A 21,128-nucleotide genomic window follows, 5' to 3' on the forward strand; every position below is an offset into this window, starting at 1 on the left:
TTACGATTTTTCTTTCTTGTTAAGTTCTCGTTCAATGCATTCTATGCGAGAGAGATAGTTGCTAGCCACTGAAAATGAGGAATAGGTAAACATCGTATTAGTTCCCTCCGATACTAGCTTCTCCGATAAAGATTTACTGCTTGAAATTCTTATCATCGCATTCGCAGCATCATTGATGTCAGGATCGGCCCAGGTCCCATTATTTACATGAGGATAATCGCCGGGATTGATTTCGCTGGGGGTGTAGCTTACTGCGATGCTATTTTTTTTATTGGTAAATGTGCAATTTCCGGAGTAATCCGTAACGATGACTGGTTTCTTCAACAGCATCGCTTCAGCGATATTTCGGCCGAACCCCTCAGCTCGATGCAGAGAGATGAAGCAATCACATACCGCGTAGAGATCAAGCAAATCTGAACGCATTAGAGATTGGCTAATTAAATAAATTCGCCTGTCGTTTGAAACTAGGCTCTTCAATTCTTCCCACTGCTCATTGAAATCTGTCGGAATTAGGGTTTTTATCACTAGAGCAACGTCGTCGGATTCGGGAAATGCCCTTGTAAATGCTTGTACACAGGCCATCGGATTCTTACGGGAAGATGACGATCGAAAATCGTATGAAAAATAGAATAAAAATTTTTCCTTTGGTAAAGAGAAATCGTATCGAGTTTTTCTTCTCACAGGAGAAATTTCGACGGCCATAGGCATATATAGGACCATGACGGGCGACTTTAGGCTGATAGAATCTCTAGTGTATTCGCTTGATGACCAAATTTCGTCGACTAAAGAGAATAGGTGAACCCACTGTCCCGGCCAGTGCGATATTTCCCAAGGCCAATATCCGATGTTATAACGTTTTACTATCCAATTTAAACCTCGCTCTGCCAAGAATCGCGCATGCTCTAATACGGGAAAACAGAACATGTTGATCGAGTGCAAATTTTCAGTGGGATGTTGCTTCAATGAATTTCGTGAGCAGTCCACGATTTGCGTAGGTATTGATGTATTGGATAATGCAGAAAGCATCATGCGTGAATCTTCAGCGATTCCCGAGATTTCCGAAGCGTATCCTACGACATTCACTCCGAAGCTAATTGTTGATTCTTTTTCAGTCTTTCGAGTCAGGACTTTATCATTTTTTATTGAATTTAATTTTTTGCCTTCCACCGACTGTGAATACCAATCTTTAAAATCTTGAATATTCTCGATCTTGAATAGTTTTCTTAAATCTGATCGGCTTCTTAGTAAGATATTCTGGTGATTGTTTATACTTGACGGTAGCAGTTCCAGCAAAAAGTCCAATTGCCAAGGTTCTAAAAACAAATTTTTTTTAGATTCAAAAATTCCGTGGCTTAGATACCAGAGTAATAGTTTGTCACGTCCGTTAGAATTTTCAAGATTGAAATCAAGGTCCGGGCGAGTTGTTAATGTTAGTACCATTAACCAAGATAATGCCCTTGAAGCGTCTTGCTTGGGATAATCGCTTTCATTGAACGCTGGCTTAGAAAGAGCTTCCCAGAAACCATCGCATTCTCGTATCAACTGGTACTCATTCGCACCGGATGTCATGCACCAACATAAAAATTCCAACCGATTCTGAGATGTATCAAGCGGATATAAGACTTGAAGGTCTTGATCTCGTAGCTGCCATACGAGTAGCATTGCGCCATAAATCGGTACCGGCAACCCTTCCGATAAAGATTCAATTGGCTCAAAGTAAGCATATGCCGGATGTGAATCTTTGTGTTTTGTACGGAATTCTTGTATTGCCAGATTAAGGTTTTCAATGACCTCAATTTCTCTCGAAAGTTTGCAGTATTTATTCACAATATTTTTGAGGGTTCAATTCATCGAATATCAAATTATGTCCAGGTTATAGATTGTAATAATTTCGCTAACCTCCATTTTCAATATCTTAATTATTGAGGTTGGCTTATTATGTTAAGCCGTCGCTTTCTGCATCGAGGCGGAATTGTAAGGCCTCCGAAACCGTGGCTGTTGGGGTCAAGATTCAAGGATGGGTTATATGAGGGATCTGAAGTTAGCACGTGTCCCCATTTTTTAATCAATCCATTTAGCTCTCGCGCTGCTCTCGCTTTCTTTTGCAAAGTATCTTCGTTTCCCCGACTAGCTGATTCAGCATGTAAAAGCTTTGCGTATGGTGTCCACGCAATAGTTTTGCCTGATGCACGTATCTTCAAGCACAGGTCCACATCGTTGAACGCAACAGGAAAATCATCGACGGCCATTCCTCCAGAACTCATAAAATCGCCTCGACGGATAAAGAGGCAGGCTGCAGTGCAACCGCTAACTTGCTGTGTCATCTGATTTCGACCGTGGTCACCCCAATCAGCGTCGGCTAACCGATTGCCGAAATGACCAGCGACGTTTCCAACACCCAGCAGTATTCCGCCATGCTGCACCATCCCATTCGGCCAAAGTAACTTCGCACCGACCGCACCAACGCCTGGCCGCAATAGCTGCGAGACAATCTCGTCAAGCCAGCCATCATGCAAAGCCTCAATGTCGTTGTTCACGAGGCCAATAATCTCGCCATTCGCCTGGGCAATTGCCCGATTGTTCAGGTCCGCGTAGTTAAATGGTCCCGGCATTGGCAACACCCGCACACCCTGCTGCGCAACTTCCGCGAAGTAAGCATGCGTCTCATCGTCGGTCGAGCCGTTGTCGATGATGACGATTTCAAGGTTCGGCCAGTCGGTAAAGCGCTGGATCGAACTAATGCAGCGCTGCAGCAGGTCGACACGGTCACGCGTCGGGATCACCAGGCTGATGGTCATGTCCCGCGCGCCTTCCGGCAGCGCATGACGCACACGCCGCGCTGCCCAGGCAACGCCTTGCGGTGCGTTCGGCAACGGCTCAAGCACTGCCTGCGGCTGCACTGCCAGCGATGCACGCTTGGCGGCTGCAAAACGCGCACTGCGCTCTTCGGTATTCAATGGCGACGACACGCGCAGCAGCACGCGCGGCACGTGCACGACGCTGGTGGCGCTGTCGTGCCATACCGCAGTTAGTGCATCCCATGCGAAGCCGGCGGCATGCTCGATGTCTGACAAGCCCTGCGCAACGTCGCTGCGCACCAGGAGGAAATCGAGCGGATAGTCGCTCGCGAACGCGTAATCGGGATTCCATGCCGGCTTGAACCACGGCCGGCCTTCAAATTCGCTGTCGGTGTACACGACCTTCGCATCCGGCAGGGCAAAGCCTTCCAGCGCGTACGCCAGTGCGTGCGTCGTCAGGGTGTCGCCGGCGCGTATGCAGCCGATGACGTCACTGCCGGATGCCAGTGCCTGCGCCAGCAGCGCCGGGAATGGTTGTCCGGAGAAGGTCTGCGCGGTCATGCCGTGCTGCGCTTGTATGCTCGCGATCGTACGTTCCAGCTGCGCCGCATCGGCGTCGCCGGTGATGATGATGGCGGTGCTCAGGGTCGGCAGCGTCGCCGGTCCCTCGCGGTCGAAGCGGGCCGACCATTCCGGCCAGGCCGACATGGGCAGGCTGCGTGGCAGGTGTCGCTGGTAGATGTCGGCAACGTTCACCAGCAATTCGTCGGCGTCAGCCGGCAGCAGGCCGGCCAGGCCATCGAGGGCGCAGCAGATCGTCAGTGGGCTGCCGTTCAGTGGGCGGCCATCGTCGTCCACGACGCGCACGCTGTGCATGGCGCCGTCCGCCAGCGAGGCGGGCAGGGCGAGGTCGAAGCCATGGGCGCCGTCGATATGGCCGCGCATCGATGGGAAGATGATGTTGGCGGTCGCTTGCGCCACCATGTCGTTGCCGACAAAGGCGCGCACCGTCAGCGTTCGGTTCGGATCGGCCGGGTCGAGCGCCCAGCCGTGCAGGCGCAGGCCGCCGTCGCCGACCACGCTGTTGACGGCTGCCGCTGGCGGCAAGGTCGGCTGACGCAGGCGCACGTGGCCGGTCAGTGGTGCGGTGGTGTTGGCGATCCGCGCCGAAATCACGCCGGCCGAATGTGCCGGCAGCGCGCCAAGATCGGCCACGAAGCCGTGGCAGACGTCGGTGGCGCCGAGTGCCGTCAGACCTTCGATCAGGTCGGATCGGGCCACGTCGGCGATGATGCAGGCGATGGGTTCGTCATCGAGGCACACTTCGACGACGACGCGGCTATTGGGCCGTTCTGCATCAATGGCCCAGCCATACACCAGTTTGTCGTGAAGGCCATCTACAACGCCATGCCATCGCACCGCGACTGCGGTAGCGCCATCAGGTAATACAGATTCGGTGTTCATTACGAGAAAGGGAAGTCAGGCAGCCTTGGCACCTGGGTTGCGGGACATCCAGTTGTTCAGCCACGCGGCAGCATCGAAGCTGTCGTCGAGAAGTACAGGGCGTACCCGGGAGGGCAAGCCCGCTGGGGAAGCAGTCAGCACGGCGCGGCAGCCGGCCACCTGGAGCAGGCGCAGATCGTCCAGCAGCGGCAGGGCTTCGCCGAGCAGCGCCGGAACCTGGTCGACCACGCCGGTATGCAGCAGTGCGTCGCTGGCGCCGCCAAGAATCAGCAGGCGCAGCCGCAGCTGCGGCCGGCTGGCAATCATGCGCGCCAGCGCCAGTACCTGGCGCGCCATCGGCGCGAGCGGATCGTGGCGCCAGACGGCGATGCGGTCGTATGACGAGGCCAGTGCCGGCAAGTTCGCCGGTATCGGTTTTTTCGCGACGGTGTTGGGCAGCGCGGCTGTGTATTCGGCCGTCTCGGCCTTGCGCAGCCACGCGGCCGCGCGCGATTGCGCGAGCGCGTTGCGCAGCAGGTCACGCGCGCCGCAGAGCGGATCGTTGCGCTGGAATGCGGCGAACTCGCCGTAGTAATCGGGATAGCGCGCCACGACCACGCCGCGGTTCTGCGCCACGCGCAGGGTCTTCTCGGCGCGGAACGAGACCGTGCCTTCGTGGGCCACGAAGACGCCGGTGGCTTGCAGATGGCGCCACCCGGCGGCGCGCGCGCGCATGCACCAGTCGACTTCTTCGCCGTAGCCGCGGTTGAGCGCGGTGCCGTCGAGCATGCCAACGGCGTCGAGTACCGTGCGGCGGATCAGCATCGTGAAGCCGCAGCATGACGGCAATTCGATGTCGGCGCCGCCCGGTGCGGCGCGCACGGCGGCGGCGGTCTGGTCGATCAACGCGAGTTCGCGTGTATCGGGCGCCGGTGCGGCCTGGCTGATCACCGGGAAACTGCTGATCTCGCCATTGTTGGTCCATGGCGTCACCGACGCCACATCCGGCGTGGCATACAGGGCCGTGGCCAGGCGGTCGAGCCAGTCGCCGTGGACCTGCGTGTCGGCATTGAGCAGCAACACGTCATGGTCATCGAACATGCGCATGCCGCGGTTCACTGTTTCGATAAAACCGAGGTTACATGGATTGCGCAGCAGCGTGATCGCACCGCTGATGGCTTGCTTGTCGAGCCAGGCCGAGACGGCCGGCTCGGGGCTGGCATCATCGACCACGACGATGCGGGCCGGCGTGCGGTTCAGCGGGAGGCTCGTGCGGACGCTCTCGATGCAGGCGCGCACCAGGGCCAGGTCGCGGTACACCGGCACCACGATCGATACCGGGCGTGGGGTCGCCGTCACGGCGGCGTCGGGCGCAGCGTCGGCACGGATCGATGGCGCGGGATAGAACGCCAATGGCGAGCCGGGCAGCAATTGGCGGCGGCCATCGGGTTGCACCAAAGTGATCGACCAGACCGCACCGGGGCGGGGCGGGTTCAAGCGTGCCCGCGTGCCGTCGCCGGGGATCTCGAACTGGTATTGAGTGGTTTCGTCGGAGAGCAGCAGGGTCGCGCGTGGCGCGGTCGCACTGCTGGTGCCAAGAAAGACCATGACGTCGATGGCGTCGCCTTCAGTCCAGCAGGCGCCGGTATGGGCGACGCCGGCCGTGCGCAAGATGGGCAGCAGGCTGGCGTGCTGGCCTGCGCGGCAGCGCGCAGGCAAAAATGCAGGGCCCAGGCTGGCGACGTCGGCACGGCCGCCGTTCTTGAGCCAGCTCTGCAGCATGATGTCTTGTAATAACGGGTTTTCAGCTTCGGTCATCCATGCGGCATGCCATGCGCGGGCGGCTAACGATGGATAGCCCGTCTGCAGGATCTTGGCGCGCAAGATGGCTGGAATGCGTTTCATGGGAAAACGGCGACAGACGTACTCGGCAGCCAGCAACGCATCGGCGTGGTGGCCCGCCGCGAACAGTTCAAGCGCTCGCGTCAGTAATGCATCGTCCCGCAAGCGGGACGTGCACGAAGTGAGGAAAAAGGGGGCGGGGCCCCCTTTTGGATGCTGCATAGTACGACTGCTTAGCCGATTGGATCGACGATGGTGACGCTACCGACGATTTCGGTTTCGATACCCGACATCACTGCTTCGACGAACTCGACAGCGACTGCAGCGCGCGACATGCCGGCGGTCAGCTGAGCCGTCCAGAATGCGGTGCCGGCGGCATCGCCATCACGGTCCAGCAGGCCGTCATACAGTGCATCGATGAATTGCGCGTTGGTCTGCGTTTCACCGGTGTACTCGGCAGCGTCCATGAAGCCCATGGCGATCGAGGTCAGAGCAGCCCCTGCATCAGCACGGTCGAACCAGAAGTCGAGGCCACCAGCATCAGCGGTACGACCCAGCAGCGCCTGGTAGATATGGGCAACGACGGCCTGGTCAGCGTTGTCTGCGAAGATCAGCGCGTCGGTGCCGTTCAGCTGGACGAAGTCGACATCGGTGAATTCAACCGACACGTTGGTCTTCGTGTTGGTGATTTTCGACATGCCATTGTTGGTGATGATGGTGAAGTCATCTTCAACGCCAGCGGTCACGATGACTGTTTCGTCGTTACCGGTCACTTTGCTGGTGCCCTGGGTTGCGTTCACGACCAGTTGGCCCGTGCCTGCAACGACCGTGTCTTTATCGCCAACGATGACTTGGGTGTTCTTGCCGTCAACGATGGTGATGGTGTCGGCGCCTGCGGTGCCCACGATGACGCGCTCGATGTCCACGCCAGCAACGGTTGCCAGCGATGCGCCAGCTTCAGCGGTGTTAGCAGTAGGAGCGGTACCGACAGTAGCATTCACGCCACCAGCGCCCTGGAAGAACACGACTGGCGTATCACCGGTCAGGGTGACATTCGTCACTGCGTTTGGCGCGGTGTTCACGAACAGGACTTCAACACCAGCAGCGCCGGTAACGGTGGCGTTGTTGGCGACGGTGGTGGTGTCGACGACGACTTTGGTGTCGGTTGGCGACGTCACCAGCGACAGGATCTGTTGGATCGTGGCGGCGTTGAAGACTTCGGTCGAGGTGGCGGTCAGCGCGCTGCTAACTGCTTGGGCGTTGCTATCGTACATTCACTACTCCTAAAAGGATTAAAGTTTCCCGGTTTCGCCGGGTGCTCCAGGGGACAAGCATGCACGGCCAGGGCTGGCCAGTACGCGACGTACCTAAGAATTATTCAGTGTGGATATGGCAGAGCGTTCAGGACATCTGTTCTAAAAACCAACACGATCCTGTTCAGATTCTACAGAGAAATTGTGCGGATATTCTCACCAAATGTCTCAACATCCAACTAATTGTCACGCACCCAGATTGGGTGAAAACACCGTAAATACAGAGAGTTGGTGCATGTTCATCTGGAGTAACTTTACTGTGGAGGGTGCAGAATTCAATGTTTAATCGTGCAGTGCAGCACGTTTTTCGTTCAATAACCAAAAAATACAACACTTTCCGACAGTTGGTATCCGTGCTGGATAGCAATTTTATTGAGAGATGTTGAACGATGATGCAAGCGGCGTTGGCGCAGAAAAGGCGGGGCTGCGCGTCAACGACAACGCGCGGCAGGGCGCCGCGCGTAAGAGTGTTGCAAAAATGTGAAACGGCGGAAACGAAAGTCCGCCGTTCGTGTGCTGAATCAGCGATCGCGCCCGGATTCCGACGCCGATGTATCGGCGCCACCATCTGCTGCCGCACCACCCGGCTCACCCGGCGCCTTGGGCCGCGAGCCACCCGGCACGTCACCCGTCGCGTGTCCATGACTGGCCTGCGGCGCGCCGGCTGGGCCCACATTACTCTCCGGCGAGGCCTTCGCGAAATTGCTGTTGATGCCCGAATGGCTGTCGCCCTTCGCAGCATGGCCGATGCTCGAATCGCCGTCGGCGTCATTCGCCACAAAGCCGGCGTATGAATCAGGACCGCCGCCGCGCAGGCCGCCGTCACGCACGTCGGTATCTTTTGGATTGTTGGTATTGTCGTTGTTCATGCTGCTCTCCTGGATGCGTTGGTATGCAATACATCTGGGTGCACCATCCTGGCTTCCCAATAGGAGCAAAGAGCGTCCCGACGTAGGACTGGTCGCTCAGCGGCTGGCGCTGACCTTCGACGCCGGCCGCACGGCGTGCAGCGGCGGGGCCAGTGCAATTACCTGGTCGCGCCCGGCCGACTTGGCGGCGTACAGCGCGGAGTCGGCGCGCGCCAGCGTCGTCTTGAACGGTTCCCCGTCCAGCGTGACAGTCGCGCCAATACTCAGGGTCAGCCGGCGTTGCGCGGCCGGCATCGTGCTGGTGACCGCGCGCAGCGCCTCCGCCAGCGCCTTGCCCACCGTGCTGGCGCGCGCCAGATCCGCGCCTGGCAGCAGCACCGCGAATTCATCGCCGCCCAGGCGGGCGATGCAGTCGACGGCGCGCAGCGTCTCGCGCGCGCTGGTGGCCACCAGCTGCAACGCGATGTCGCCCGCTTCGTGGCCGGCGCTGTCGTTGATCGCCTTGAAATGGTCGAGGTCGATGAGCATCAGTGCCAGTGGCTGGCGCCGGTGCCTGGCGCGCGCCGTCTCGCGTTCGGCGATCTCGAAGAACGCCTTGCGCGACCAGGCGCCGGTCAGGTGATCGTGGTTTGCGATGTATTCAGCCTGGTGCACGATGTGGCGGTGCAGGGTCAAGAGTCCGCCGAGGGTCAGTGCGGGCAGTGCCAGTGCGGCGACGGTCAGGATCGCCAGGCTGACGGTGCTTGGCTGCAGCAGCGAGGTCGGTGGATTGGCCGCGACCAGCAGCCAGAGCATGCGCACGCCATGGCCGCCGGCCACCAGCACGCACATGAGCAGCACGAAGCGCTGCACGTGCTGCTGTCCGGGGCCTTGCAGGTGCACCTGGCCGTGCGAGCGGCGCTGCTGCTCGCCGCGCCCGGCAAGCACGCTGTGCGCGATGTCCACGCAGACGCCGGCCTGGAACAGCGAGACGACGGCGCTGCGCAACGTGAACGAGTCGAACCAGTCATGAAACACCACGGTCAGGACGCCGACCGCAGCGACCAGCAAAGTCAGCGACTTGACAGGCGCCTGGCGGCCGGCCAGCTGGCGATAACCGGCGGCAAGGGCCGCGCCGGCGCCGGAATAGGTCATGTTCGCCAGTTCGTAGCCCAGCAGGGTCGGCAGTTCACGGCCAAAGGCATAGAGCAGGTTGCCAAGCAGTCCCAACAGCGCGGCGGCGCGCATTGCACGCATGCCGCGCAGCGATTGCGAGCCCGCCGACACCAACGCAAGATAGACGAGAAAGCAAAGCAGGGACGCGATCAGGAAGATCTGCTGAGTGGCGAGCATGGCGAACGGGCCTGGCGCAATGGGATGCGCAGTGATGGACAAAGAGGGGGCAAACCGAACTGAGCCGGTATTATGCCGTCGTTGTATCCAGGCCGTGCGCTTATTTGGCGCCGTTGTTCAATTACTTTATTTTAACGTGGCGAGCCGCTACAGCGGCCTTGCCCGCGCCGGCTTTCAGCCGATGACGTAGCGTTTGGAGACGCCCACGCCCATGGTCTGACCGCTGGCGCCGTAGATGGTGCCGGTCGGTGCGTTGGTCGGGGTGCGCAGGGCGTTGAGCACGCCCTGGTTGTGCGCCAGCTGCTTGTTGATCAGCATGCCATTGACGCGGTTGAGTTCTTTTGCTTCGCGCGCAGCGTCGAGCATGCGCTCCCATTGTTGCCGTACGTCGCCGTCATCATTGACTGCCAGCCAGGGTTCCATACCCGCTTCCGATGCATCGCAGCCCGCCGCGGCCAGTGCCGCGTGGCGCTGTTGCGACAACGAGGCCAGGTCGGCCAGCATCGCATTCTTGCGCGTGGTCAGCTCGGCCAGGGTGTCGGCATCGAGCGACACCAGGGATTGCTGCTCTTGCTTCATCAACGCCAGCAGGGCGGTGAGGTGATGGTGTTCGGCGGCGAGGGTCTGGAACGGGCTGGTGGTCATGGTTTAGCGTTGTCTCGAATGGAGCAAGTCGCGTACGGTGTCTAGCAAGCCGTCAGCCACTTTCTCGGAGTTGACTTGGAACTGGCCATCGGCGATGGCCATCTTGATACGTTCTACTTTCTTGGCGTCGAATACGGCTGCGCCGCCGCCGACGCTGCTTGCCATGGCCTGGCCTTGCGGGGACAGGCGCACGCTGTCGGTTTGCGCACCGGTCAGGGGCGCGGTGGTTGCCGCCTTGTCAGCGCCACGCGCATTGTTCGTCTGCGTGGTGGCGGGTTGAAGGCCAGGGTTGCTCTTGAGTGTATCGTTGATTTTCACGGCTTCATCCTTCTCGGTGCGCGGAGCACAAGCTCCGGGATCTGCTCATTGTAACGGCCGCGCCTTTACAAACTTTAGCAATCAACACCGATTCGACGAAGAGAACAACGCAATTCCTATAAAACGATTTCCACGGTCCCGCCATCGCGCGCGGTGCCGCTGATGATCCGGCCGGCCGTCGTGCGCACCTGGACGATCTGGCCATCGCTGGCATTGTTGATCGCCTTGGCTTCGCTGCTTACCGAAAAGTTCGAGCCGCGCGATACCAGCCGTACTGCCTGACCCTGCTTGATGACGGCCTGGCTGCGCAGGGCGTCCACGCGCAGCGCCGTGCCGGCAGGCAGCGATACCGTAGGTGCACGGCCCAGCGCCTGCGCCATGTCGGTGATGATCCCGTTGGGCATGGCGGCGATATCGCCTTTCACCATCACCAGCTGACCCGGCAACAGTGGCTGGCCCTGGGCCAGCGGCACGCCGGCCGCCACATACTCGGCCACCACACTGACCTGGGCCTGCACATACAGCGTCCATGCCGGCGCGGTGCAGCGCACGCCCACCGTGGTCTTGCCCCAGGGGCGGGCGCCCGGTTGCTGGAAGGCTTCCGGCGCCGGGCAGGCGGGCAGGCTCAGGCGCTGATCGATCGCGCCGACCTTCACGCTTACCTGGCCCGGCAGGCCGGCGCTCTGGGTGGTCAGGAACTGCTCCGCCACGGCGCGCACGGCCTCGGGCTGCTGGCGGCTGTTTGCCCCCTGCTGGGCCTGCGCACCACTGTATACAAGTGCCAGCAGCGAAAAAGCGACAAGTTGGGATGTCATGGTCTGGTGTTCAGGCTGAGATTCGGGAATGCTGCTATCTTAGGTCGAATGATTCCGTAGTGAAACTTTGAATAGCGGGGGGAATGGTCGCTCTTCTCCGTCGATTGGTGTGGCGAACCGAACCGTATGATCGCTTCTGTCCCAACAAAGCACAGCCCGGAGGCGGCATGATCGGCAAACTCGACGACTACATGCGTTTTAATGAAACGGCATTGTCCCTGCGCTCACAGCGCCAGGAACTGCTGGCGTCCAATATCGCCAATGCCGACACCCCCAACTACAAGGCGCGCGACATCGATTTCGCGGCAGCATTGCAGGGGGCGATGGCAGGCAGCAAGCCGGGCGGTGCGATGAACACCACCAACACCAACCACATGGCGCATGGCGCTCCCACCGGCGACACGCTGGCCAACGGCACGCCGGTGCTGTACCGCGGCGTGGTGCAGGGCAGTGTCGACGGCAACACGGTCGACATGGACGTGGAGCGCAATCAGTTTGCCGACAACGCGCTGCGCTACGAGGCCGGGATCAATATGATCAACAGCCAGATCAAGGGCCTCCTGAGCGCAATCCAGGGCCAATAAGGAAACTCGCCATGTCGCTGTTTAATATTTTTAATGTGTCCGGTTCGGCCATGAGCGCCCAGGCGCAGCGCCTGAATACGGTGGCCAGCAACCTGGCCAATGCCGACAGCGCCACGTCGCCGTCGGGCGAAGCCTATCGCGCCAAGTCGGTCGTGTTCGAGTCGGTACCCACCGCCTCGGGCGCGACCGGCGTGCGCGTGCGCGAAGTGGTCGAAGACCCGTCGCCGCTCAAGCAGGTGTACGACCCCAAGCATCCGATGGCCGACGACAAGGGCTATGTATCGATGCCGAACGTGAACGTGGTCGACGAGATGGTCAATATGCTGTCCGCCTCGCGCTCGTACCAGACCAACGTCGAAACCATGAATGCAGCCAAGACCATGCTGCTCAAGACCCTGACCATCGGCCAGTAAGCGCCTCACAGATCGATACCATGACCAGCCCAATTACCAGCTCGACCGCAACGTCCGATATTTCCAGCCTGCAGGCGACCATGAACGCCAAGGCGAAGACCGCCGAAGACGGCGTCCAGGCCGACACCGACAAGTTCATGACGCTACTCGTGACCCAGTTGAAGAACCAGGATCCGCTCAATCCGATGGACAACGCGCAGATGACGAGCCAGCTGGCCCAGTTGCAGACCGTCACCGGCGTAAATAAGCTCAATACCACGCTGGAGTCGCTGAAGGCCAGCTACCAGTCGAGCGAATCGCTGTCGGCGACGAATCTGATCGGCCACGGCGTGCTGGTCGAAGGCAATGGCATCCTGCTGTCGAAGGGCCAGGCGATCCTGGGCGTCGAGCTGGACAGCCCGGCCGACAAGCTGCAGGTCGTGGTCGTCGACAAGGCCACGGGCAAGGATGTGGCGGCGATCGACCTGGGCGAGCAGAAAGCCGGGATCGTGCCGGTTGCGTGGGATGGTGTCCCCGACCCGAACAACCTGGACGCCAATGGCAAGCCGGTCGTGCTGCCAGATGGGAACTACACCTTCCGCGTGATCGCAACACGCGCGGGCGAACAGCTCACCGACGCCAAGACCCTGTCATTCGACAGCGTGGCCAGCGTCACGACGAATGGCAAGGACGGCGTCAAGCTGAACCTGCCGGGCAAGGGCGCTGTTTCCCTCGCCGACATTAAACAAGTTCTGTAAGCCAGGCCGCTTACTCTCTCACCTTATACTGGAGCATCACCATGTCTTTCCAACAAGGCTTGAGCGGCTTGAACGCTGCTGCCAAATCGCTCGACGTTATCGGTAACAACATCGCCAACGCCAGCACGGTCGGCTTCAAGGGGTCGACCACCCAGTTTGCCGACGTCTACGCCAATGCGCTCAACGGCGCGGGCGGCATGACTGCCGGTATCGGCGTGAAGACCGCCGCCATCGCCCAGCAGTTCACGCAGGGTAACGTCGAAGCCTCGAGCAACCCGCTCGATATCGCCATCAACGGCGCCGGTTTCTTCCGCATCGAGCAGGCCGGCGTGACGCAATACTCGCGCAATGGCCAGTTCTCGCTCGACAAAGAGGGCTTCATCGTCAACGCCCAGGGCGCCAAGCTGACCGGCTATGGCCTGGGCGCCAACGGCCTGCTGGCCGCCGGCACCGCCGTGCCGCTCAAGATCGATACCGCCGACCAGCCACCGAAGGTCACGTCGGAAGTGCAGATCCAGCTCCAGCTCGATTCGCGTGCCAGCACGCCGAAGAAAACCGAATTCGATCCGGCCGATCCGGACACCTACAACAAGCAGGTGCCGATGAGCGTGTACGACACGCTGGGCAACTCGCACACGCTGTCGACCTTCTATGTCAAGTCGCCGACCGGCGACGGTACCTGGAACGTGTACGCGGCCAAGGACGGCACCGAGATCGGCGCGCTGGACGCGGTCGGCAAGGCCCAGACCGACCCGACCGCGGTCGCCTCGCGCAACGCCTGGGATACGGCAAGCAAGGTCGTGCCGCCTGTGGCCGCCACGCTGGCCACGGCCATTGGTACCTACGCCACCGACGCCGCCAATGCGGTCGTGACGGGCGCCGGCAACCTGGCCACCCCCGACAACCTGACCGAAGTGCGCGCGGCCGCAGCGGCCGCCGCCGCGATCCCGGGCGCCACCCCGGTGCAGATCGACGCCGCGATTGCCAAGGCGCTCAAGATGGAGCCGAAATCCATCGGCACGCTCAAGTTCGACACCAATGGCGCGCTGAACCTGGCCAGCACGGGTACCGCCGGCAGATTCAATATCAATATTCCAATCGTGCCATCGACCGGCGCCGAACTGAAATTGCCGGTGCAGATCGATTTCGCCGGCACCACCCAGTACGGCACCACCACCAGCGAAAAGTTCCTGGCGCAGGACGGCTACAAGCCGGGTTCGCTGCAGCGCTTCTCCACCGGCGCCGACGGCAGCATCCTGGGCCAGTACAGCAACGGCCAGACCAAGGTCCTGGGCCAGGTCGTGCTTGCCAACTTCACCAACCCGAACGGCTTGCAGCCGCTGGGCAACAACGCCTGGGCCGAGTCGTCCAACTCCGGCATCCCGCTGATGGGGACTGCCGGTACCGGTGGCCTGGGCGTGCTGCAGGCGTCGGCCACCGAAGCATCGAGCGTCGACCTGACCGCCGAGCTGGTCAACATGATCACCGCGCAGCGCGTCTACCAGGCCAATGCGCAAACGATCAAGACGCAGGATTCGGTGTTGCAGACGCTGGTGAACCTGCGTTAAACACATCTAGGAAAACACCATGGACCGCCTGATCTACACCGCCGCCTCCGGCGCCAAGCACATCCTCGAGCAGCAAGCCACGACGTCCAACAACCTGGCCAACGTGAGCACGACGGGCTTTCGTGCCCAGATCGACATGTTCCGTGCGGCGCCGGTGCAGGGGCCGGGCATGCCGACCCGCGCGTTCGTCGTCGACTCGACCGCCGGCAACGACTTTGCGGCCGGTCCGCTGCAGGCCACGGGGCGCGATCTGGATGTGGCGGTGAAGGGGCAGGGCTGGCTGGCGCTGCAGATGCCCGATGGCACCGAGGCCTACACCCGCAACGGCTCGCTTCAGATGAGCCCGAACGGCGTGCTGCAAACGCCGGGCGGCCAGACGATTGCGGGTGAAGGCGGGCCGATCACGGTCCCGCCCGACGCCACGGTGACGATCGGCGGCGACGGCACCATCTCGACCATCTCCAACGTCGACACACCGGCCGCGCCGACGGTGATCGGCCGCCTGAAGCTGGTCAATCCGCCGCAGGGCGACATGGTGCGCGGCGACGACGGACTGTTTCGCGTCAAGAACGGCGCGCCGGTCCAGGCCGACCCGACCGTGCAGGTGGCGGGCGGCGCGCTCGAGGGCAGCAACGTCAATCCGGTCGATTGCATGGTCGACATGATTGCTCTGGCACGTTCTTTTGACACGCAAATGAGCTTGCTGAAGAACGCCGAGAACAACGCGGCGAAAGCCACCCAGATCCTCGCTTTGAATTAAGTGTTGCCGCTGCATAATTCTATTGTCCGTGGAGGCATTCGCCTGCCACCAATAGGAGAATGCAATGATCCGTTCGCTCTACATCGCCAAGACCGGCCTGGAAGCCCAGCAGACCAATCTCGACGTCATCTCGAACAACCTCGCCAACGTCAGCACCAACGGCTTCAAGAAGTCGCGCGCCGTGTTCGAGGACTTGCTGTACCAGAATGTGCGCCAGCCAGGTGCGCAATCGTCCCAACAGACGAATCTGCCGTCGGGCCTGCAGATCGGTACCGGTGTGCGCACCGTCGCCACCGAGCGCATCCACACGCAGGGTAATCCCCAGCTGACCGGCAACGACAAGGACGTGATGGTCAACGGTCCTGGCTACTTCCCTGTGTTGATGCCGGACGGCACCCAGGCCTACACCCGCGACGGCTCGTTCCAGAAAGACCAGAACGGTCAACTGGTGACTTCGAGCGGCTTCGTCATCCAGCCGCCGATCACTGTGCCGGTCAATGCCCAGTCGATCACGGTGGGCCGTGACGGCACCGTATCGGTCACTGTCTCCGGCGAAACCGCCACCACCCAGATCGGCGCGCTGCAACTGGCCACCTTCATCAACCCGGCCGGCCTCGAGTCGCGCGGCGAGAATCTGTACACCGAAACCACCGCATCGGGTAACCCGAACCTGAACGTGCCGGGCACGAATGGCGCCGGCAACATCATGCAGGGCTATGTGGAATCGTCGAACGTCAATGTGGTCGAGGAAATGGTCGCGATGATCCAGACCCAGCGCGCGTATGAGATCAACAGCAAGGCGATCACGACATCCGACCAGATGCTGCAAAAACTGTCGCAGCTTTAATTTTCTACAGACATCATGAAAATCCTGACTTCGTTCGCTGCGCTGGTATTGCTCGCCGGTTGCGCCGCCACCCCCACCACCATCGTGCAGGGCCCGACCAGCGCGCGTCCGATGCTGGTCGATGGCGCTCCGGCCACCGATGGCGCGATCTTCAACGTCAACAGCTACCGGCCGATGTTCGAAGACCGCCGCGCCCGTCATATCGGCGACCTGTTGACCGTCAATATCAGCGAGCGCACGACGGCAACCAAGGCCGGCGCGAGTTCGGGCAACAAGACCGGCAGCGCGAGCTTCACCGCACCGGGCGTGCTGGCTGGCGTGATCGGTGCCGGCGTGGCGCTGGAATCGGGCACCAAGTTTGCCGATGGCGACAACCAGAGCGCGTCGAACAACTTCACCGGCACGATCGGCGTGACCGTCACCGAAGTGCTGCCGAACGGGAACCTGATCGTGGCCGGCGAAAAGCAGGTCGCGATGAACAAGGGCACCGAATTCATCCGCTTCTCGGGGATGGTCAGCCCCGACACGATCCAGGCCGGCAACATGGTCTCGTCCAACGTGATCGCCGATGCGCGCGTCGAATACCGTACCAACAGCCGCCTGGATCGCGCCGAAGTGACGTCGATGCTGTCGCGTTTCTTCCTGTCGATGCTGCCGTTCTAAAAGGCCACACCCATGCGTAAATTTGCTTCCGTTGTCTTGCTGGCTGCCGCTTTTGGCGGCATCGCCCCCCTGGCCCAGGCCGAGCGCCTGAAGGACCTGGCCACCATCGCCGGCGTGCGTCAGAACCAGTTGTCCGGCTACGGCATCGTCGTGGGCCTGGATGGCACCGGCGACCAGACCAGCCAGACGCCGTTCACCGTGCAGTCGATCCGCGCGATGCTGCAACAGAAGGGCGTCAACCTGCCGGCCGGCACCCAGCTGCAACTGAAGAACGTGGCGGCCGTGATGGTCACGACCTCGCTGCCGGCGTTTGCCCAGCCGGGCCAGACGCTCGACATCACCGTGTCGTCGATCGGTAACGCCAAGAGCCTGCGTGGCGGCACGCTCCTGATGGCGCCGCTGCATGGCGCCGATGGCCAGGTCTACGCCATGGCCCAGGGCAACCTGGTGGTCGGCGGCGTGGGCGTGCAGGCGCAGGGCGGCGGCGCGCAGGTGCAGGTCAATCACCTCGCCGTCGGCCGTATCTCGGCCGGCGCCACGGTCGAGCGCGCCGTCGCATCGAACCTGGGCGAGAACAACCAGATTCGCCTGGAACTGAAAGAGACCGATTTCGCCACTGCCGCGCGCGTCGTCGACGCCGTCAACGACCAGTTCGGTCCCGGCATCGCCACGGCCCTGGACGGGCGCGTGGTGCGCGTGCGCACCCCGTCGTCGAGCGACCAGCGCGTGGCCTTCCTGGGCATGCTCGAACAGATCGACGTCAATCAGCCGCTGGCCTCGGCCAAGGTCATCATGAACGCCCGCACCGGGTCGGTCGTGATGAACCGCGCCGTGATGCTGGATAACTGCGCGATTTCGCACGGCAACCTGTCGATCACCATTGGCTCGGATACGCAGGTGAGCCAGCCGAACGCACTGGCCGGCGGCCAGACCGTCGTCACGCAGAACCAGTCGGTCGAGATCAAGAAAGAACCTGGCCAGATGATCAACGTGAAGGGCGGGGCGTCGCTGGCCGAAGTGGTCAAGGCGATGAACTCGATCGGCACCACCCCGCAAGACTTGCTGGCCATCCTGCAAGCGCTCAAGGCCGCCGGTTCGCTGCGCGCCGAGCTCGAAATCATCTAAATCGAGAGACACGCCATGATCGCATCGCCCAACCTTGACCAGACCAGCAAGCTCGCGCTCGACACCAACAGCCTCAACGGGCTGAAGAACAGCGCGAAAGCCGGCACGCCGGCCGCCATGAAAGAAGCGGCGACCCAGTTTGAGGCGATGTTCATCAATATGATGATGAAGAGCATGCGCGACGCGACGCCCCAGGAAGGCATGCTGGACAACCAGCAGACCAAGACCTTCACGACGATGCTCGACCAGCAGACCAGCCAGAACTTGGCCAAGCGCGGTGTCGGCCTGGCCGACGTGCTGGTGCGCCAGCTGAGCGCGAATCAGATGGGGCAGCAGGCGCTGGCCATTGGCGCCGATGGCATGGGTGGCGATACTGCTGCTGGCGCTGGTCGCCTGACGCCGTCGCTGAACAACGCCGCGGCCATGTATGGCAATGGCGCAGCGCTCGGTGCTGGCGCGGCCGCCGCCAGCAAGGCGCCGCCGCTGCCGGCAACGACCGAGACGGGCCGGGTGCAGGCGCCGCACGTGCGCGCGTTCCAGGAAAAACTGCACGAGCACGCGCATGCCGCCGAGCAGACGACGGGCGTGCCGGCCAAGTTCATGCTGGGCCAGGCCGCGCTCGAGACCGGCTGGGGCAAACGCATGATCAGGAACGCCGATGGCAGCAACAGCAACAACCTGTTTGGCATCAAGGCCGGGGCCAGCTGGAAAGGCAAGGTCGCCACCGCTGTCACCACCGAATACGTGAATGGCAAGCCGCAGACGAAGGTCGAGAAATTCCGCGCCTACGACAGCCCGGCCGATTCGTTCCGCGATTACGCGAACATGATCGCGAAGAACCCGCGTTACGAAAAAGTTATCGGCAGCAGCGACGCGGCCACCTTTGCCCAGGGCCTGCAGCGCGCCGGCTATGCCACCGATCCGAACTACGCGGCCAAGCTGACCCGCCTGATCAAGAATTCGCTGGCGTAATGTACACATGCGCACATGCGCCCGTTGACGCCATTCTTATGTCAGCCAACCGTCAAGTTTTCTGAAAAACTGCCGTTGACTGTACTGTCACAGAGAGAAAAAAATTATGTCAGGTAGCCTCCTCGCCATCGGTAAGACAGGGTTGTATGCAGCACAGGCAGCCCTCGCCACGACCGGCCACAACATCGCCAACGCGAACGTGGCGGGTTTCTCGCGCCAGACCGTGGTCCAGGCCACGTCGGCCGCGCTCGATACGGGTGTCGGCTTCCTGGGCACCGGGACCGAGATCGCGCAGATCAAGCGCTACAGCGACAACTTTTTGAACACGCAGGTGCGTAACGCCCAGGCCAGCACCAGCGGCCTGGAATCGTACTATTCGCAGATCAAGCAGATCGACAACCTGCTGGCCGATACCACGTCGGGCCTGTCGCCGGCGATGCAGGGTTTCTTCAAGGGCGTGCAGGACATGGCGGCCAACCGCGCGTCGGTGCCGTCGCGCCAGGCGATGCTGTCGAGTGCCGAAACGCTGGCCACGCGCCTGCAAGACCTCGATTCGCGCCTTGGCGAAATCCGCACCGGCGTGAACGGCGAAATCGAAGCGAGCGTCACCGCGATCAACACCTATGGCACGCAGATCGCCAAGCTCAACGAGCAGATTTCCAATTTCGCCTCGTCGGCCACGCGTCCGCCGAACGACCTGCTCGACCAGCGCGACCAAGTGGTGCTCGAGCTGAACAAGTTCGTCAAGGCCACCGTCACACCGGGCGACAACAGCAGCCTGACGATTTCCATCGGCAATGGCCAGCCGCTGGTGGTGGGCAATGACTCGTTCCAGCTGGCGGCGATGGTGTCGCCAACCGACCTGACGCGCATGGAAGTGGGTTACCAGGTAGGCTCGAAAGTGGCGGTGCTGCCTGATGGCGCGCTCTCCGGCGGCAAGCTGGGCGGCCTGCTCGAGTTTCGTACCGAGACGCTCGATACCGCCCAGAGTTCGCTCGGCAAGATCGCGATCGGCATGGCCTTCGAATTCAACGCCCAGCACCAGTTGGGCCTGGACCAGAACGGCAACAAGGGGCAGCCGTTCTTCAACGTGGCGCCGGCGTTTGTCGGCGCGAGCATCAACAATGCCAAGGGCACCAGCACCGATCCGGCGGCCGAGCTGACCGCCAAGGTGACCGATCCGAGCAAGCTCAAGGACAGCGACTACGAAGTCACGTTCAACGGCACCAATTACAAGGTCGTGCGCCAGTCCGACAACACCGACGTGGGCACCGTCACGCCGGGCGCAAATGGCGTGGCCACGTTTGAAGTCGATGGCGTCGAGTTCAGCTTCAAAAACAATGCGCGCAACAAGGATACGTTCCTGGTGCGCCCGACCATCGACGGCGCTGCCAACTTCAATGTGCTGGCCAACGATGTTTCGCAGATCGCGGCCGCAGCCCCGATTCTGACCAGCATGCCGCTGACCAATACCGGCACCGGCAAGATCAGCGAAGGCAAGGTGTCCAAGGATTTCCTGACCGCACCTGCCGCGTTGCCGGTGACGCTGGAATTCGATGAAACCAACGGCAATCTGACGGGCTTCCCGGCAGGCATGGTCACCGTGGTCGACAGCAAGGGCGTCTCGAGCCAGGTCAATTCTGCCAACGTCAAATTCGACAACGGCTCGACCTACAGCTTTGGCGGTGTGAGCGTCACGCTGACCGGCAAGCCAGGCGACAACGACAAGTTCACGATCGCGGCCAACAACAGCGGCGTGGGCGACACCCGCAATATCGCTGCGCTGGGCGAGCTGCAGACCAAGAATATCTTCAACAACGGCACCGCCACGCTGACGTCGTCGTACGCACAGATGGTCAGCCAGGTGGGCAACAAGACGCGCGAAGTGCAGGTCAATGCGCAGGCCGGCAATGCCTTGCTGGCACAGGCCGAGGGCGCCCAGGCCGATGTGTCGGGCGTGAATCTGGATGAAGAAGCGGCCAATCTCATCAAGTACCAGCAGGCTTATCAGGCGTCGAGCAAGGTGATGCAGATCGCCGGCACCATCTTCGACACGCTGCTGTCGATCAGCCGCTAACGTAGCG

Annotated in this window: 19 protein-coding genes; 10 read left to right on the plus strand and 9 right to left on the minus strand. The window is 61.1% G+C overall.

The window, feature by feature from the left end; genetic code table 11:
- The 9 genes from IFU00_04020 to flgA all read right to left on the minus strand — a co-directional run bounded on the left by IFU00_04020 (position 1) and on the right by flgA (position 11,375).
- Entirely contained in the window at positions 1–1,827 is a 1,827-nt protein-coding gene (locus tag IFU00_04020) for a glycosyltransferase (protein MBD8541447.1), read from the minus strand.
- A gap of 92 nt (positions 1,828–1,919) precedes the next feature.
- Positions 1,920–4,262, minus strand: coding sequence for a glycosyltransferase (locus IFU00_04025; GenBank protein MBD8541448.1), 2,343 nt, complete (start codon positions 4,260–4,262; stop codon positions 1,920–1,922).
- A 15-nt stretch (positions 4,263–4,277) separates the two neighbouring features.
- Positions 4,278–6,146 (minus strand): glycosyltransferase, encoded by a 1,869-nt coding sequence (locus tag IFU00_04030; protein MBD8541449.1) that lies wholly within the window; start codon positions 6,144–6,146, stop codon positions 4,278–4,280.
- A gap of 170 nt (positions 6,147–6,316) precedes the next feature.
- Complete coding sequence (locus IFU00_04035) at positions 6,317–7,357, minus strand: DUF4214 domain-containing protein (protein ID MBD8541450.1); 1,041 nt, start codon at positions 7,355–7,357, stop codon at positions 6,317–6,319.
- Between the two features lie 560 nt (positions 7,358–7,917).
- Entirely contained in the window at positions 7,918–8,265 is a 348-nt protein-coding gene (locus IFU00_04040; protein ID MBD8541451.1) for a hypothetical protein, read from the minus strand.
- A gap of 96 nt (positions 8,266–8,361) precedes the next feature.
- Positions 8,362–9,597, minus strand: coding sequence for a GGDEF domain-containing protein (locus IFU00_04045; protein ID MBD8541452.1), 1,236 nt, complete (start codon positions 9,595–9,597; stop codon positions 8,362–8,364).
- 174 nt (positions 9,598–9,771) lie between these two features.
- Entirely contained in the window at positions 9,772–10,242 is a 471-nt protein-coding gene (locus tag IFU00_04050; GenBank protein MBD8541453.1) for a flagellar protein FlgN, read from the minus strand.
- 3 nt (positions 10,243–10,245) lie between these two features.
- Positions 10,246–10,560: a flagellar biosynthesis anti-sigma factor FlgM gene (gene flgM / locus IFU00_04055; protein ID MBD8541454.1), complete on the minus strand. Its 315-nt coding sequence runs from the start codon at positions 10,558–10,560 to the stop codon at positions 10,246–10,248.
- A gap of 116 nt (positions 10,561–10,676) precedes the next feature.
- Positions 10,677–11,375, minus strand: a complete 699-nt coding sequence (gene flgA, locus IFU00_04060; GenBank protein MBD8541455.1) for a flagellar basal body P-ring formation protein FlgA — start codon at positions 11,373–11,375, stop codon at positions 10,677–10,679.
- Positions 11,376–11,542: 167 nt separating this feature from the next.
- Here flgA and flgB point away from each other — a divergent pair, with 167 nt between their 5' ends.
- From flgB to flgK, 10 genes are all read left to right on the plus strand, one after another.
- Positions 11,543–11,959 (plus strand): flagellar basal body rod protein FlgB, encoded by a 417-nt coding sequence (gene flgB, locus IFU00_04065; protein ID MBD8541456.1) that lies wholly within the window; start codon positions 11,543–11,545, stop codon positions 11,957–11,959.
- A gap of 11 nt (positions 11,960–11,970) precedes the next feature.
- On the plus strand, positions 11,971–12,372 hold the full coding sequence (flgC, locus tag IFU00_04070; GenBank protein ID MBD8541457.1) for a flagellar basal body rod protein FlgC: 402 nt from the start codon (positions 11,971–11,973) through the stop codon (positions 12,370–12,372).
- 20 nt (positions 12,373–12,392) lie between these two features.
- Positions 12,393–13,109, plus strand: coding sequence for a flagellar hook assembly protein FlgD (locus IFU00_04075; protein ID MBD8541458.1), 717 nt, complete (start codon positions 12,393–12,395; stop codon positions 13,107–13,109).
- A gap of 41 nt (positions 13,110–13,150) precedes the next feature.
- Entirely contained in the window at positions 13,151–14,677 is a 1,527-nt protein-coding gene (locus IFU00_04080; GenBank protein ID MBD8541459.1) for a flagellar hook protein FlgE, read from the plus strand.
- A 19-nt stretch (positions 14,678–14,696) separates the two neighbouring features.
- Positions 14,697–15,437, plus strand: coding sequence for a flagellar basal-body rod protein FlgF (flgF, locus tag IFU00_04085; protein MBD8541460.1), 741 nt, complete (start codon positions 14,697–14,699; stop codon positions 15,435–15,437).
- A gap of 64 nt (positions 15,438–15,501) precedes the next feature.
- Positions 15,502–16,284 (plus strand): flagellar basal-body rod protein FlgG, encoded by a 783-nt coding sequence (flgG, locus tag IFU00_04090; GenBank protein MBD8541461.1) that lies wholly within the window; start codon positions 15,502–15,504, stop codon positions 16,282–16,284.
- Positions 16,285–16,299: 15 nt separating this feature from the next.
- On the plus strand, positions 16,300–16,947 hold the full coding sequence (locus IFU00_04095) for a flagellar basal body L-ring protein FlgH (protein ID MBD8541462.1): 648 nt from the start codon (positions 16,300–16,302) through the stop codon (positions 16,945–16,947).
- Between the two features lie 12 nt (positions 16,948–16,959).
- Positions 16,960–18,072 carry a flagellar basal body P-ring protein FlgI gene (locus IFU00_04100; protein ID MBD8541463.1) on the plus strand — a complete coding sequence of 371 codons (1,113 nt, stop codon included), beginning with the start codon at positions 16,960–16,962 and terminating at the stop codon, positions 18,070–18,072.
- Between the two features lie 15 nt (positions 18,073–18,087).
- Positions 18,088–19,044, plus strand: a complete 957-nt coding sequence (flgJ, locus tag IFU00_04105; protein ID MBD8541464.1) for a flagellar assembly peptidoglycan hydrolase FlgJ — start codon at positions 18,088–18,090, stop codon at positions 19,042–19,044.
- A 106-nt stretch (positions 19,045–19,150) separates the two neighbouring features.
- A complete protein-coding gene (gene flgK / locus IFU00_04110) occupies positions 19,151–21,121 on the plus strand; it encodes a flagellar hook-associated protein FlgK (GenBank protein MBD8541465.1) in 1,971 nt (656 codons plus the stop codon).
- Positions 21,122–21,128: the final 7 nt, after the last annotated feature.

It is taken from the genome of Oxalobacteraceae sp. CFBP 8761, from assembly GCA_014841595.1.
GTDB lineage: Bacteria > Pseudomonadota > Gammaproteobacteria > Burkholderiales > Burkholderiaceae_D > Telluria.

Excerpts from the sequence above, each read along its gene's own strand:
- IFU00_04035 (MBD8541450.1), bottom strand. The coding sequence starts at position 7,357 with ATGTACGATAGCAACGCCCAAGCAGTTAGCAGCGCGCTGACCGCCACC.
- IFU00_04080 (MBD8541459.1), top strand. The coding sequence starts at position 13,151 with ATGTCTTTCCAACAAGGCTTGAGCGGCTTGAACGCTGCTGCCAAATCG.
- IFU00_04030 (MBD8541449.1), bottom strand. The coding sequence starts at position 6,146 with ATGAAACGCATTCCAGCCATCTTGCGCGCCAAGATCCTGCAGACGGGC.
- flgK (MBD8541465.1), top strand. The coding sequence starts at position 19,151 with ATGTCAGGTAGCCTCCTCGCCATCGGTAAGACAGGGTTGTATGCAGCA.
- flgA (MBD8541455.1), bottom strand. The coding sequence starts at position 11,375 with ATGACATCCCAACTTGTCGCTTTTTCGCTGCTGGCACTTGTATACAGT.
- flgG (MBD8541461.1), top strand. The coding sequence starts at position 15,502 with ATGATCCGTTCGCTCTACATCGCCAAGACCGGCCTGGAAGCCCAGCAG.
- IFU00_04040 (MBD8541451.1), bottom strand. The coding sequence starts at position 8,265 with ATGAACAACGACAATACCAACAATCCAAAAGATACCGACGTGCGTGAC.
- IFU00_04075 (MBD8541458.1), top strand. The coding sequence starts at position 12,393 with ATGACCAGCCCAATTACCAGCTCGACCGCAACGTCCGATATTTCCAGC.
- IFU00_04100 (MBD8541463.1), top strand. The coding sequence starts at position 16,960 with ATGCGTAAATTTGCTTCCGTTGTCTTGCTGGCTGCCGCTTTTGGCGGC.
- flgF (MBD8541460.1), top strand. The coding sequence starts at position 14,697 with ATGGACCGCCTGATCTACACCGCCGCCTCCGGCGCCAAGCACATCCTC.
- flgJ (MBD8541464.1), top strand. The coding sequence starts at position 18,088 with ATGATCGCATCGCCCAACCTTGACCAGACCAGCAAGCTCGCGCTCGAC.
- IFU00_04095 (MBD8541462.1), top strand. The coding sequence starts at position 16,300 with ATGAAAATCCTGACTTCGTTCGCTGCGCTGGTATTGCTCGCCGGTTGC.
- flgC (MBD8541457.1), top strand. The coding sequence starts at position 11,971 with ATGTCGCTGTTTAATATTTTTAATGTGTCCGGTTCGGCCATGAGCGCC.
- IFU00_04050 (MBD8541453.1), bottom strand. The coding sequence starts at position 10,242 with ATGACCACCAGCCCGTTCCAGACCCTCGCCGCCGAACACCATCACCTC.
- flgB (MBD8541456.1), top strand. The coding sequence starts at position 11,543 with ATGATCGGCAAACTCGACGACTACATGCGTTTTAATGAAACGGCATTG.
- IFU00_04025 (MBD8541448.1), bottom strand. The coding sequence starts at position 4,262 with ATGAACACCGAATCTGTATTACCTGATGGCGCTACCGCAGTCGCGGTG.
- IFU00_04045 (MBD8541452.1), bottom strand. The coding sequence starts at position 9,597 with ATGCTCGCCACTCAGCAGATCTTCCTGATCGCGTCCCTGCTTTGCTTT.